14 protein-coding genes are annotated in these 14491 nt (G+C 53.1%); 9 read left to right on the top strand and 5 right to left on the bottom strand.

Annotated elements, in window-relative coordinates:
• Positions 1-403 precede the first annotated feature (403 nt).
• Both acnA and HA45_RS28540 read left to right on the top strand, forming a co-directional pair.
• On the top strand, positions 404-2554 hold the full coding sequence (acnA, locus tag HA45_RS26160; protein WP_244563541.1) for an aconitate hydratase AcnA: 2151 nt from the start codon (positions 404-406) through the stop codon (positions 2552-2554).
• The gene (locus HA45_RS28540; protein ID WP_244563542.1) at positions 2485-3084 is read left to right on the top strand and encodes a hypothetical protein; all 600 of its coding nucleotides are present in this window, start codon (positions 2485-2487) and stop codon (positions 3082-3084) included. The genes acnA and HA45_RS28540 overlap by 70 nt, the downstream gene beginning before the upstream one ends.
• A 39-nt stretch (positions 3085-3123) precedes the next feature.
• Here HA45_RS28540 and ribA read toward each other — a convergent pair whose 3' ends face one another.
• Positions 3124-3717, bottom strand: coding sequence for a GTP cyclohydrolase II (gene ribA, locus HA45_RS26165; RefSeq protein WP_100700622.1), 594 nt, complete (start codon positions 3715-3717; stop codon positions 3124-3126).
• A gap of 229 nt (positions 3718-3946) precedes the next feature.
• Between ribA and pgpB the strand changes: the two genes are divergently transcribed.
• The 5 genes from pgpB to yciH all read left to right on the top strand — a co-directional run bounded on the left by pgpB (position 3947) and on the right by yciH (position 7550).
• Positions 3947-4711, top strand: a complete 765-nt coding sequence (gene pgpB, locus HA45_RS26170) for a phosphatidylglycerophosphatase B (protein WP_100700621.1) — start codon at positions 3947-3949, stop codon at positions 4709-4711.
• Positions 4712-4838: 127 nt separating this feature from the next.
• Positions 4839-5144, top strand: coding sequence for a LapA family protein (locus HA45_RS26175; protein WP_100700620.1), 306 nt, complete (start codon positions 4839-4841; stop codon positions 5142-5144).
• Between the two features lie 6 nt (positions 5145-5150).
• The gene (gene lapB / locus HA45_RS26180) at positions 5151-6320 is read left to right on the top strand and encodes a lipopolysaccharide assembly protein LapB (RefSeq protein ID WP_100700619.1); all 1170 of its coding nucleotides are present in this window, start codon (positions 5151-5153) and stop codon (positions 6318-6320) included.
• A 199-nt stretch (positions 6321-6519) separates the two neighbouring features.
• A complete protein-coding gene (gene pyrF, locus HA45_RS26185) occupies positions 6520-7227 on the top strand; it encodes an orotidine-5'-phosphate decarboxylase (protein WP_100700618.1) in 708 nt (235 codons plus the stop codon).
• Entirely contained in the window at positions 7227-7550 is a 324-nt protein-coding gene (gene yciH, locus HA45_RS26190; protein WP_100700617.1) for a stress response translation initiation inhibitor YciH, read from the top strand. The genes pyrF and yciH overlap by 1 nt, the downstream gene beginning before the upstream one ends.
• A gap of 69 nt (positions 7551-7619) precedes the next feature.
• On the opposite strand, the gene osmB is transcribed toward yciH, so the two are convergent.
• Complete coding sequence (osmB, locus tag HA45_RS26195) at positions 7620-7838, bottom strand: osmotically-inducible lipoprotein OsmB (RefSeq protein ID WP_034821457.1); 219 nt, start codon at positions 7836-7838, stop codon at positions 7620-7622.
• Between the two features lie 234 nt (positions 7839-8072).
• On the opposite strand from osmB, the gene HA45_RS26200 reads away from it, so the two are divergent.
• Positions 8073-8771: an L-ribulose-5-phosphate 4-epimerase gene (locus HA45_RS26200; protein ID WP_100700616.1), complete on the top strand. Its 699-nt coding sequence runs from the start codon at positions 8073-8075 to the stop codon at positions 8769-8771.
• A 343-nt stretch (positions 8772-9114) separates the two neighbouring features.
• Complete coding sequence (locus tag HA45_RS26205; RefSeq protein WP_100700615.1) at positions 9115-9981, top strand: crotonase/enoyl-CoA hydratase family protein; 867 nt, start codon at positions 9115-9117, stop codon at positions 9979-9981.
• A gap of 12 nt (positions 9982-9993) precedes the next feature.
• Here the strand turns inward: HA45_RS26205 and pdeR are convergent, their stop codons facing one another.
• The 3 genes from pdeR to HA45_RS26220 form a co-directional block, all read right to left on the bottom strand.
• The gene (pdeR, locus tag HA45_RS26210; RefSeq protein ID WP_100700614.1) at positions 9994-11979 is read right to left on the bottom strand and encodes a cyclic di-GMP phosphodiesterase; all 1986 of its coding nucleotides are present in this window, start codon (positions 11977-11979) and stop codon (positions 9994-9996) included.
• A gap of 156 nt (positions 11980-12135) precedes the next feature.
• Complete coding sequence (locus HA45_RS26215) at positions 12136-12432, bottom strand: YbdD/YjiX family protein (RefSeq protein ID WP_100700613.1); 297 nt, start codon at positions 12430-12432, stop codon at positions 12136-12138.
• On the bottom strand, positions 12425-14491 hold the full coding sequence (locus tag HA45_RS26220; protein ID WP_100700612.1) for a carbon starvation CstA family protein: 2067 nt from the start codon (positions 14489-14491) through the stop codon (positions 12425-12427). Before HA45_RS26220 ends, HA45_RS26215 begins: the two co-directional genes overlap by 8 nt.

The raw sequence follows: 14491 nt of genomic DNA on the forward strand, positions 1-14491 counted from the left end.
ATACCTCTCTTTGCCGGATTATCCGGTGGGCAGTTTAAAAGCCCGTCCTTTAACACTCAGCATTAAAAAAACGGTGTCATCAGTACAAAGCTGAAGACGATGGACTTTTTTTGCCCGAAATCCGGGAGGGAGTGCCTCAATGAATACAACGACTTTTTCATGGTTTAGCGTATATGCCTTTTCATTTGCATTTTGGGCTGCCGCCGTGTGGGCGATGATGTAATCCAATAACTCAAATTGTAATGACTTTTATTAATGCCCCGACAAACGTCGGGGCATTTTTGTTTGTGCCTTTATGTGTCATTTCGTGTTGTTATCAAATCGTTAACGACAATGTGGTCTATCTTTACTCTAAACCTTGTGGTTATTGAGGTTTAAAGAGAGGCCCATAAAAGGAGGAGCTATGTCGTTTACGTTACGCGAGCAAAGTCAGGATACGCTGGCCGTTCGGGCAAAAAAATATTATTACTACAGCCTGCCTAAAGCCGCCCAGCAACTGGGCAACATCGATCGCTTACCCAAATCAATGAAAGTGCTGCTGGAAAATCTCCTGCGCTGGCAGGATGGCGATTCCGTTACCGCAGAAGATATCGAGGCGCTGGTTGCCTGGCAGAAAGATGCCCATGCCGATCGCGAAATAGCCTATCGCCCAGCACGCGTATTAATGCAGGACTTTACCGGCGTCCCGGCGGTGGTGGATCTCGCCGCAATGCGTGAAGCCGTGAAACGCCTCGGTGGCGATGTAGCCAAAGTGAATCCGTTATCACCGGTCGATTTGGTTATAGACCACTCGGTGACGGTGGATCACTTTGGTGATGAAGAAGCATTCGAAGAAAACGTACGCCTGGAAATGGAACGCAACCACGAACGCTACGTATTTCTGCGTTGGGGGCAAAAAGCCTTTAATCGCTTCCGCGTGGTGCCACCCGGCACCGGCATCTGCCACCAGGTGAATCTGGAATACCTCGGAAAATCAGTCTGGCATGAAACCCAAGACGGGAAGGAAGTGGCTTATCCGGATACTTTAGTGGGTACAGACTCCCATACCACCATGATTAACGCACTTGGCGTCTTAGGATGGGGTGTCGGCGGAATTGAAGCGGAAGCCGCGATGCTGGGGCAACCGGTTTCCATGCTGATTCCCGATGTTGTGGGCTTTAAACTCACCGGCAAACTCCGCGCGGGCATCACCGCCACCGATCTGGTATTAACCGTGACGCAGATGTTGCGTAAACACGGCGTGGTAGGCAAATTTGTCGAATTCTATGGTGACGGTTTGGCGGATCTTCCGCTGGCTGACCGCGCAACCATTGCTAATATGGCGCCGGAATATGGCGCAACCTGCGGCTTTTTCCCAATCGATGACGTGACCCTGAGTTATATGACGTTAACTGGCCGTGATGCCGAGCAGGTCGAACTGGTCGGCGAATATGCCAAAAAACAGGGTATGTGGCGTAACCCTGGCGATGAACCGGTGTTCACCAGCACCTTAGCGCTGGATATGGCAGAGGTTGAATCCAGCCTTGCCGGGCCGAAGCGGCCGCAGGATCGTGTCTCTTTAGGTGATGTCCCAGCTGCCTTTGACGCCAGTAATGAGCTTGAAGTGAATCACGCGCAAAAAGCGCATAAATCGGTCAACTATCTCGACAGCGAGACCGGTGAAAGTTATCAGTTAGAAGACGGCGCGGTGGTTATCTCCGCGATCACCTCCTGTACCAATACCTCGAATCCCAGCGTATTGATGGCGGCTGGCCTGTTGGCCAAAAAAGCGGTTGAGCGTGGTCTGATGCGCAAACCCTGGGTTAAAGCCTCGCTGGCGCCGGGTTCAAAAGTGGTCTCGGACTATCTCGCGGTGGCACAACTGACACCTTATTTAGATGAACTGGGCTTTAACCTCGTGGGCTATGGGTGTACCACCTGCATTGGTAACTCCGGCCCACTTCCGGATGAGATTGAAAGCGCCATTAAAGAGGGTGATCTCACGGTCGGCGCGGTGTTATCAGGTAACCGTAACTTTGAAGGGCGCATCCATCCCCTGATCAAAACCAACTGGCTGGCATCACCGCCGCTGGTGGTAGCCTACGCGCTGGCAGGGAACATGAAGTTAAACCTGCAAAGCCAGCCGCTTGGGCAGGATCGGCAGGGGAATGATGTATTCCTGAAAGACATCTGGCCATCGCCGGATGAGATTGCCGCTGCGGTGCAGCAGGTCACCAGCGACATGTTCCATAAAGAGTACGCTGAAGTCTTTGACGGTACGCCAGAGTGGCAACAAATCAAAGTCAGTGAAGCGGCGACTTACGATTGGGATGAAGGCTCAACCTACATTCGCTTATCGCCGTTCTTTGACGACATGCAAAAACGCCGGAACCGGTTCAGGATATCAGAGGTGCCCGCATTCTGGCGATGCTCGGTGATTCAGTCACCACTGACCACATTTCACCGGCCGGCAGCATCAAAGCGGAAAGCCCTGCCGGACGCTATTTGCTCTCCCACGGTGTCGAGCGTACCGATTTCAACTCGTACGGATCGCGCCGTGGTAACCATGAAGTAATGATGCGAGGTACGTTCGCCAACATCCGTATTCGCAACGAAATGGTGCCGGGCGTGGAAGGGGGCTATACCAAACACTTCCCCAGCAATGAGCAGCTGGCGATTTATGACGCGGCCATGAAGTATCAGGCCGAAGGCGTGCCGCTGGCGGTGATCGCCGGGAAGGAGTATGGATCTGGATCCAGTCGTGACTGGGCCGCGAAGGGACCGCGCTTGCAAGGCGTACGCGTCGTTATTTCAGAATCGTTTGAGCGTATTCACCGTTCTAATCTGATTGGTATGGGGATTCTGCCGCTGGAATTCCCTGCAGGCGTGACGCGTAAAACATTGGGATTAACCGGTGAGGAGTTCATTGATGTCGAAAGCCTTTCCCAGTTGAAACCAGGTTGTACAGTCAATGTCACGTTGACGCGCGTCGATGGTAAAAAAGAGACGCTGGAAACACGCTGCCGTATCGATACCGGCAACGAGCTGACGTATTATCAGAACGACGGTATTTTGCACTATGTGATACGTAACATGCTGAACTAAAGAGAAAGCCGGGAGATTTCCCGGCTTTTACTGTCTGCTTTATGATTTTGGCAGCAGGTGACCCATTTTTTCTGCTTTGGTATCGAGGTAGTGCGCATTTTTGGGATTGCGCCCAACGACCAGAGGTACCCGCTCAACAATGTTAATTCCCGCTTCGCTCAGAATCTCAACTTTGCGTGGGTTATTGGTTAACAGACGAACTTCATTGACGCCCAACAGCTTGAACATGTCGGCGCACAGGGTGAAATCACGCTCATCAGCGGCAAAGCCCAACTGATGATTCGCTTCCACAGTGTCGTACCCTTTATCCTGCAGGGCATAAGCACGGATCTTGTTCAGCAGACCGATATTGCGACCTTCCTGGCGGTGATATAACAGCACGCCACGACCCTCTTCAGCGATAGCAGCGAGTGCCGCTTCTAGCTGAAAACCACAGTCGCAACGCAGGCTGAACAACGCGTCACCGGTAAGACACTCGGAGTGAACGCGCGCCAGAGCGGGATTGTGGTCGCTGACATCACCGTAAACCAGCGCGACATGATCCTGGCCGGTTGCCAGTTCTTCAAAACCAACCATCAGGAAATCTCCCCATGGCGTGGGCAGTTTGGCTTCTGCTACCCGTTTAAGCTGCATGTGACTCTCCAGAACCTTCAGAGGATGCGCTATCATCATGATAACGCACGGGCCCGATTGGCCCGACAAAACTGACAATATTGTGCCACAACCTGTACCCGGGCCGTTAATCAGTCAGAGTTATTGTAGTGATAAAGCACAATTATCTAAGCTGCAACGGGTATGTTATTCTTTTTTCAGCTAAAGTTATGCACGCCGCGCTGTTTTGGGCGGATCTAAAAGGAAACGGATGTTTAAAATAGCGCAACGCACCACCCTAGGAATGCTTTTGTTAATCATCATGCCGGTTGGCGTCTGGCTCTCCGGTTGGCAATGGCAACCGGGCGAAAGTGGCGCATTTTTACGGGTATTGTTTTGGATGACCGAAACCGTCACCAGCCCGTGGGGGGTGCTCACCAGCCTTATCCTCAGTGGCTGGGTGTTATGGTGTTTACGCTTTCGGTTAAAACCCGCCATTTTGCTGATTATCTTTATGAACGGCGCGATTCTCGCTGGCCAGTACACTAAATCCTTCATCAAAGAGCAGGTTCAGGAACCCCGGCCTTATGTGGTTTGGCTGGAGAAAAGCCACGGCATTGATGAAGCGGAGTTTTATCAGCAAAACCGTCAGGGGCGCAGTCAGCTGGTGTCGACCTTGTTGGCTAATGACACGCAGCTGCCGCAATGGCTGAAAAACCACTGGGCCTTTGAAACCGGCTTTGCCTTTCCTTCAGGACACACCATGTTTGCCGCCAGCTGGGCACTGTTGGTGATTGGCTTGCTGTGGCCACGACGTCACATTATTACCGTGGTGGTGCTGTTTGCCTGGGCAACCATGGTGATGGGGAGCCGTTTGCTGCTGGGGATGCACTGGCCGCGCGATTTAGTGATCGCCACATTAATTTCCTGGCTGCTGGTGACCGTGGCGACCTGGCTGGCGCAACGTTTTTGCGGTCCGCTTACCGTTCCACGCGAAGAGCAGCAGGAGATCGCACAGCGTGATGATGCATTGTAATTTCTGCATGCGCCCCCATATGATTGATTGCGCTTACAGAAAATGCACCAAGTGATGCGCTGATAAGCAGCATCGGCGGCACTTTTTTGGCATACTTCTACTGGATAACCTCACGACAGGACGCATTGTGAAATATTTGCTGATTTTTCTCGTGGTTTTGGTCATTTTTATCATCTCCGTCACACTGGGAGCGCATAACGACCAAATCGTCACTTTTAACTATCTGCTGGCGCAGGGCGAATTCCGCATTTCAACATTGCTGGCCAGCCTGTTTGGTGCTGGATTCCTGCTCGGATGGGCAATATGTGGTCTTTTCTGGTTGCGGATACGTGTTTCTCTGGCCCATGCGCAGCGCAAGCTGAAACGCATGCAGGCACAGAACGAACAATCAACGGCTGTGACGCACTCTTCTACTGCTGGTCGTCGGGATTAAGTTTCGATGCTTGAATTGCTGTTTTTGCTTCTTCCGGTGGCTGCGGCGTATGGCTGGTATATGGGCCGTCGCAGTGCACATCAGGATAAGCAACAGGAAGCGAACCGCCTGTCACGTGAATACGTTGCCGGCGTAAACTTCCTGCTTTCCAATCAACAGGACAAAGCTGTCGATCTCTTTCTCGATATGTTGAAGGAGGATAGCGGCACAGTTGAAGCGCATTTAACGCTCGGCAATCTGTTCCGTTCTCGCGGTGAAGTTGACCGCGCCATCCGTATCCACCAGTCGTTGATGGAAAGCGCCTCCCTCAGTTACGAACAGCGCCTGTTGGCTATCCAGCAACTGGGACGCGATTACATGGCCGCAGGGTTTTACGATCGCGCCGAAGACATGTTTAGCCAGCTGATTGATGAAACCGACTTCCGTATCGGTGCGCTGCAACAGCTGATACTGATTCATCAGGCAACCAGCGATTGGCAGAAAGCCATTGAGGTAGCCGAAAGACTGATCAAACTCGGTAAAGACAAGCATAAGGGCGAAATTGCTCATTTCTATTGCGAACTTGCCCTGCAGGCGTTGAGCAGTGACGATCTCGATCGCGCCATGAGCCTGTTGAAGAAGGGTGAATCGGCCGATCACCAAAGCGCGCGCGTTTCCATCATGATGGGCCGCATCTTTATGGAGCAGGGTGAATACGCCAAAGCAACGTCTCGCCTGCAGCGCGTGCTGGATCAAGATAAAGAGTTGGTGAGTGAAACCTTATCAATGCTGGAAACCTGCTATCAGCGTCTGAATCAGCCTGAGGAGTGGGCACAGTTTTTACAGCGCTGTGTGGAAGAGAATACCGGTGCAGCAGCCGAGCTGTATCTCTCTGATATCCTCGAACAGCAGCAGGGGCCGGAAGCGGCGCAGTTGTATATCAATCGCCAGTTGCAGCGCCACCCAACCATGCGCGTGTTCCATCGCTTAATGGACTTCCACCTGCATGAAGCTGAAGATGGCCGCGCGAAAGAGAGCCTGATGGTGTTGCGCGATATGGTGGGTGAACAGATTCGCACTAAACCGCGCTATCGTTGCCAGAAATGTGGCTTTACCGCGCATGCATTGTACTGGCATTGCCCATCCTGCCGCGCCTGGTCTTCAGTGAAACCGATCCGTGGACTCGACGGCCAATAATGGCCGTTTTTTTATATTTGATGCGACATAGTTACAACATACTATAGGCTTTGATTATTATAGCAGCCCTCAGCATTGTGCACCCTTCAGTCAATCAACAGGGTTTCGTCGCAGCGAGATTGTCGGGAAGGGGATGCACGGGTAGAATGCTTGCCGTTTGTCCATCGCGCCTGCGGGTGCCAGCCTTTGAGGAAACGTTATGCCTGTAACCCCTTCACCTATTCTGGTGGCACTCGACTATCATGATCTCAATAGCGCGCTGCAGTTTGTTGACCGCATTGATCCGAGCCAGTGTCGTCTAAAAGTGGGCAAAGAGATGTTCACGCTGTTTGGTCCCTCTTTGGTGAAAACACTGCAATCACGTGGCTTTGAGGTTTTCCTCGACCTGAAGTTTCATGATATCCCCAATACCACTGCGCATGCGGTCGCTGCTGCGGCCGATCTCGGTGTGTGGATGGTCAATGTTCACGCCAGCGGCGGGGCACGCATGATGAACGCGGCACGTGAAGCGTTGCTGCCTTTTGGCAAAGATGCGCCTCTGCTGATTGCGGTTACCGTACTGACCAGCATGGATGAAGACGATCTTAAAGGCCTTGGCATCACGCTTTCCCCGGCTCAGCAGGCAGAACGTTTAGCGCGTTTAACCCGCGAGTGTGGACTGCACGGCGTGGTGTGTTCCGCTCAGGAAGCCGCGCACTTTAAACAGGTGATTGGTCAGGATTTCGCACTGGTCACACCGGGGATCCGTCCGGCAGGCAGTGATGCGGGCGATCAACGCCGTATCATGACGCCACAGCAGGCAAAACTGGCTGGCGTGGATTACATGGTGATTGGGCGTCCGATCACCCAATCCAACGATCCGGCTGCGACACTGCACACAATCCTGCAAAGTCTTCAGGAGGTCTAATGGCTCAGGACAACCGGCTGGTTTACTCCACTGAAACTGGCCGCATCGCACAGGAAGAAGAAAAAGCGCCGCGCCCGAAAGGCGATGGCATTGTGCGCATTCAGCGCCAGACCAGCGGGCGAAAAGGCAAAGGCGTCTGTCTGATTACGGGTATCGATCTGGATGACGATGCGCTCGACAAGCTGGCTGCAGAACTGAAGAAAAAGTGCGGCTGCGGAGGTTCGCTCAAGGATGGCGTGATTGAGATTCAGGGCGATAAGCGCGATTTATTGAAAACCCTGCTCGAAGCCAAAGGAATGAAAGTGAAATTAGCCGGTGGCTAATTAAAAACGGGCCGCACACTGTGCGGCCCGTTGTGAGGTAGATGCGCTGCGTAGCCTAAATCATTATCGTTATTTAGAGACCTGATGGCCGATAATACCGCCAACGGCCGCACCACCTACTGTACCCAGTGCACTACCGTTAGTCAGAACGGAACCACCGATTGCTCCCGCACCCGCTCCAATAGCGGTGTTACGGTCGCGTTTTGACCAGTTCGAACAGCCACTCAAGGCAACAACCAGCGTGGCAGCTAATACCGCAACGGTCATACGTTTCATTGTTGTCGTCATCTCTTTCTCCTTGATTGTATGTACAGAGGCAACGTTGTAAGTATAGATGTTGCGCAATGAAGTACTTCATCCCGAAGTGCCAAACATTCCTCAATGTGGATAGATAATTCTTAATTCACACCACACTTTTCTCGCCTCAGCGACTTTCCGCTGCTTTTACAGCGATTCGCTCCATAACGTTTTCTCCCCTGGTTCAGCACAATTCAGCTATCACAGTTCGCAGGAGAAATAATCATGCTGGAATCGCTCAAGCAGCAGGTGCTGGAAGCTAACCTGGATTTACCGCGTTACAACCTGGTCACCTTTACCTGGGGCAACGTGAGTGCCGTTGATCGCGATCTTGGCCTGCTGGTGATTAAGCCATCGGGCGTGAAATACGAAAATATGCAGCGTGACGATATGGTGGTCGTGGAGCTGGCGAGCGGCAAGGTGGTGGAAGGGGAGCTACGTCCGTCATCTGATACGGCAACCCATCGCGCGCTGTATCTCGCCTGGCCGGAGATTGGCGGTATCGTGCATACCCACTCTCGGCATGCCACGATTTGGGCACAGGCAGGACGCGATATCCTTGCACTCGGTACGACGCATGCGGATGACTTCTACGGCACGATTCCCTGCACGCGGGCGATGAAGCGCGAGGAGATCCAACAAGAATACGAGTGGAATACCGGCCAGGTCATTATTGAAACCTTCGCTCAGCGTCGTATCAAGTCGAGTGACATTCCCGCTGCGCTGGTCAACTCCCATGGTCCCTTCAGCTGGGGAAAAGACGCGCATGCCGCTGTGCACAGTGCGGTGGTGCTCGAAGAGGTCGCCTATATGGCGCTTAATACGGAACAGTTACGCAGTGAACTCCCTGCCATATCGCAGAATCTGCTCGACCTCCACTATCTGCGTAAGCATGGAAAAAATGCCTGGTACGGGCAAAATTAAATCTCTCCAGCCGCCAATATCTGCCTGAGAGCGCGAGATTTGTCATCCGATCCGCAGTCAAGACTGGTCGCGCCAATCGCTATTGTACTGACTGCGCCATCGGTTATGGTGATTTCTGAATTGGGTCGATGTTCAGCGCAGTCTTTGCAAAACGCGTTAGGCGTTCTCATGTGGCAGTGGGATAGCACGCAGCCATCAAGTAAGCTCGCTAATCTTTCCCTGGCACGGGTGTCGGGGATATCTCTGGATTTTACTTTATAAATCAATCTCTCATTTGGTCTGGCCTCACTCTGGATTACGCTGATGTGGCGTTTAACGCATCACATAACTAGAGGATGAGACTATGACAGTAATTAACCAACCAACTTGCAGATTGTTTACCGAAGTCGGACAAACCACCCAGCTGGCGGCTTACTATGAGGAAGGTCGTCACACCATGTGGATGATGCTGCGTGCGCAACCGCGCCCGAGTTTCAACCACGAATTAATTGAGGAAATCATGAACCTGAGTTATGCCGCTCAACGTTCTGGTTTGCCGATTGATTTCTGGGTAACCGGTTCGCTGGTGCCGCAGATGTTCAACGCCGGAGGGGATTTACGTTTCTTTGTGGAGTGCATTCGCAACAACCGTCGTGAAGCGCTGCGGGCCTATGCGCGCGCCTGTGTGGATTGCATCCATTCGGCTGCGCGTGGCTTTGATACTGGAGCCGTAACGCTGGCGATGATTGAAGGGAGTGCGCTGGGTGGTGGCTTTGAAGCGGCGCTGGCGCATCACTTCATTCTGGCGCAGAACAGTGCACGCATGGGCTTCCCTGAGATTGCGTTTAATCTGTTCCCAGGCATGGGTGGCTATTCACTGGTGGCGCGTCGGTCCGGCATGAAGCTGGCTGAAGAGCTGATTTGTGAAGGAGAATCGCACAGTGCAGAGTGGTACGAGACGCGTGGCCTGGTGGATAAAGTCTTCCAGCCGGGTGATGCGTATCGTACGACGCGTACCTATATCGATACCTTACGTCCGAAACTGAATGGCGTACGCGCCATGCTGAAGGCGCGTCAGCGCGTGCTGCAACTGTCACGAGCCGAGCTGATGGACATCACGGAGGATTGGGTAGATTACGCCTTTACACTGGAGCCAAAAGACATTGCATACATGGAACGACTGGTACAACTTCAAAACCGTCATAGCGCATCCTTGCGCAAAGCCGGATAACCGAGACCAGCGTTAAACGCGGGCAGGATGCTTAGCCAGCCAATGCCCGAGCTGTTCTGCGGGCATTGGTTTTGCATAATAATAACCCTGACGCCCATCAACACCGTTGGACATCACGAATTTTTCTTCGGCTTTGGTTTCAATACCTTCAGCAATCACCTGCAGCTCAAGGGCTTTGGCCACAGCCACAATGGCACGCACAAGCGACTGAGCTACCGGCTGTTTGTTGATATTGCGCACGAAGCTTTGATCCAGCTTGATGGCATTAATTGGCACGCGAGCAAGTTGGGAAAGAGAGGAGTAGCCTGTACCAAAATCATCGAGATGAACCTGAGCGCCCAGTTCCTGAAACTGTTTCATCAGCGTCAGTGCACCGGCTTCGTTCTCAATCAGACAGCTCTCGGTTAACTCGATATCAATAGGGCAATCAGTGAGGCCGGCCTCGCTTAGCGCCTGCTTCAGATCGGTGTAAATGCTCTGATCAATCAGCTGCTTGGCGGAAACATTCACCGCCACGCGCAGGTAAATACCCTCGCTGCGCCACTGAACAATTTGTTGTAGCACATTGAGCATCACCCAGCGGCCTAGCGGAACAATCAGGCCAGACTCTTCGGCGTACGAGATGAAATCGCCGGGTGGTACCAGACCGCGTTCTGGAGAGTTCCAGCGCACCAGCGCTTCAGCACTGCGCACTTCGCCATCGCGATCCACTTTGGGCTGGTAATAGACCACCAGCTGCTCCAGCTCCAACGCTTTACGTAGGTTGGTGTCGAGCCAAAGATATTCAAAAACGCGCTGATTCATCTCGTTGGCGAATACACAGAATTTACCGCGCCCATTCTCTTTGGCGTGATACATCGCCGTATCGGCGTTACGAATCAGACTTTCGCGGTCTTCGCCATGAAGCGGGGCGAGGGCGATACCAATCGAGCAGCCGCTGTAGACCTCGATCAGGCCCACGCGGAACGGCTGACGCAGGCGTTCCAGAATGCGCGATGCCATGGCCTCCAGCGCCGCCTGGCTGGTGTGCTCCGCCAGTACCACGAACTCATCACCGCCGAGACGCGCCAGCGTCTGGTCTTTGCCCAGGCAACTGAGAATCGCCAGCGACACGGCTTGCAGCAGTTGGTCGCCGAACATATGGCCGTAAGCGTCGTTGACCTTCTTAAAATTGTCTAAATCGAGGTAAACCACGCCGGTTTGACTGCCATTGGCCAGTTCCAGTGCCAGACTAATCTGTTGATGGATAGCGTTGCGGTTGGGTAAACCCGTCACCGTGTCGGTATTGGCAAGCACGCGCAGGCGTTCCTGAGCGCGTCGTTCTTCTGTGATGTCGGTTCCAGAACAGATGAGGAAAATTTCATTTTTCCCGCTACCGCTGTGAACAAACTTATTACGAAACAGAAACAGTCGTTGACCTTTTTTGGTTTTGATCCAGCGTTCTACTTCGTAGGAGTGACCATCCCGGAAGAAGCCTGAGATGTTACGTCGCGAAGCCTGCGCTTCCTGTTTGGTCATAAACAGTTGAAACACGTTACGTCCGATCACTTCCTGTTCTTTCAGGCCGGTATACTCTTCGCTTAAGCGGTTGAATCGCTGGATATTGCCTCGCTGATCGAGGATCACAATCACCGAGTTGGCTTCCGAAACCACTTGTTCCGCAAAGGACAAACCCAGGGTTAAATCGCGCGCCACAGAGGAAGTATCGCCCCATGCGGAAGAGGTGCCAGCCCAGGTTGACTGGTTCACTTTGCGGCCGACAAAATGCATGGGAACGGGCGATCCGTGCAGGGAGAGCGTCAGGTTGATACTGGACGTAATAACCGTCATCGCACGCAGCAAACTTGCCTGTGCGGGAGTCAGTGGGACCGCCAAATTGGTATTGGCATTCTCATCTTCGGCAAAATGCAAAGCATCGCTATCTGAAGTTAAACGCCAATGAGGGCTGGTTGTGCCAAACAAGGTGTATAGCAACGTTTGCCCTTGTTCATCGGTCATGGAAACTTCCTCCGGGGAAATGCTGAGCAGGCGGTATCTCATTATTTTAGCAACAGTATTCAACCTCCTGCGTTAGCACAAGATGCAAACCAAATATATTTTTGTTTTCACTAAAGAATGGCACGAAAAAGCCCCGAAAATCGGGGCTCAAAAAACTCAGCAAGGGCACTTGCCGAGCTTGCCTGCCTGGCTGGGAAAACGCGCATCAAGGCAATATCGGTGAAACGCGCGTTCATCCATCGGCGTCTGTTCCGGATGGTGCTCACGCATATGCTTCAGATAAGTTTGATAGTCGTGCACGCCAACCATTAAGCGAAAACTTTGCTTCAATCCCTGCCAAATCCGTTGCCAGCGATTAAGAGTTTGCCCAGGCGCCTGGGTTGCGATCGGTAAGCATTGCTGAATATGCCAGGTGCCAATCGGTTTTCTCCAGCGAAGAATGGACTCAGACATTTCGTACCTCCTTACGCAGGGAAACTTCTGACTCATGGGTGGTCGGCAGATCGCTGCGCAGGGCGCGACGGATGACAAAGAACGCCGAAATCAACATGGTCACGGCCACCAGCATAAAGAAGCCGCACAGGGCCGCGTTAATTTGATTGCTGAACACGATGGTTTGCATGTCCGCCACCGTTTTCGCCGGGGCAATGATCACGCCTTCATCCACGCCCTTGCGGAACTTGTTGGCCTGCGCGAGAAAACCAATAGAAGGTTTCTCGTGGAAAATCTTCTGCCAGCCCGCGGTCATCGAGGTGATGAACAGCCAGGCGGTGGGCAAAATCGTTACCCATGCATAACGCTGCTTCTTCATTTTGAACAGCACTACGGTGCCGAGGATCAGCGCCATCGAGGCCAGCATCTGGTTACCGATACCAAACAGCGGCCACAGGGTATTGATACCGCCCAGCGGATCGACCACGCCCTGATACACAAAGAATCCCCAACCGGCCACCGCCACGGTAGTGCCCGCCATATTGCCTAACCATGAACGGTTGTTCGCCATGGAAGGAACCACAGTGCCGACCAGATCCTGCACCATAAAGCGACAGGCGCGAGTACCGGCATCCACCGCTGTCAAAATAAACAGTGCTTCAAACAGGATGGCAAAGTGATACCAGAACGCCATCATCACCCGACTGTTAAACACCTCGGTAATAATATGTGCCATGCCCACGGCAAAGGTCGGCGCGCCTCCGGCACGGGAAAGTACGGTGCTTTCACCCACATCACGCGCAATGCCGCTCAGCATCTCCGGCGTAACCACGAACCCCCAGCCGTTAATCACCTGTGAGGCACTCTCCACGGTTGTACCAATCAACGCGGCAGGTGAATTCATGGCAAAGTAGACGCCTGGATCGAGCACTGAAGCACAAATCAGCGCCATGATCGCCACGAAGGATTCCATCAACATCGCGCCGTAACCAATAAAGCGAATATGACTTTCACGCTCGACCAGCTTCGGCGTGGTGCCACTGGATACCAGCGCGTGGAAACCGGAGATAGCGCCACAGGCGATAGTGATAAACAAGAATGGGAAGAGTGCGCCGGAGAACACCGGGCCGCTGCCATCAATGAATTTGGTGACAGCGGGCATTTTCAGTTCCGGCATGGCAAACAAAATCCCCACCGCCAGACCAATAATGACGCCGATTTTCAGGAAGGTAGAGAGATAGTCGCGCGGGGCCAACAGCAGCCATACCGGCAGCGAAGAGGCCACAAAACCATAAATAACCAACACCCACGTCAGTTCAGTGCCCTTCAGCGTAAAGAGCGGCCCCCAATAGGGATCGGCAGCAACGTCGCCACCGTAGATAATCGCCGCCATCATCAGTACAAAGCCGATAATCGACACTTCTGCGATTTTACCCGGACGCAGGTAACGCATGTAAACGCCCATAAACAAGGCAATCGGAATCGTCGCGGCAATAGTGAACAAACCCCATGGGCTGTTGGCCAGCGCTTTGACCACCACTAACGCCAGTGCCGACAGGATGATGATCATCACGCCGAGCGCACCGAGCATGGTGACAACACCCGCAAAGGATCCCAACTCCTGACGTGCCATTTCACCCAACGAACGACCATCACGGCGCGTGGAGATAAACAAGATGAGGAAATCCTGCACCGCACCGGCCAGCATCACGCCGACCAGAATCCAGATGGTGCCGGGTAAGAACCCCATTTGAGCCGCCAGGATTGGCCCAACCAACGGCCCGGCACCGGCAATCGCCGCAAAATGGTGGCCAAACAGCACCCATTTATTGGTGGGCACATAATCGAGACCATCGTTGAGCCGCTCAGCGGGTGTACGACGGCGATCATCCAATTCGAAAATGCGTTCAGCGATAAACAGGCTGTAGAAGCGATAAGCAATGCTGTAGCAGGCAACGGACGCAATCACCAGCCAAACGGCGTTGACGTGTTCGCCACGGCTCAGCGCCAGCATGGCAAACGCACCTGCACCAATTAACGCCACGACGAACCAGATCAATCCGGTTTTGACGTTTTTCAT

Source organism: Pantoea rodasii, from assembly GCF_002095465.1.
GTDB classification, from domain to species: Bacteria; Pseudomonadota; Gammaproteobacteria; order Enterobacterales; family Enterobacteriaceae; genus Pantoea; species Pantoea rodasii.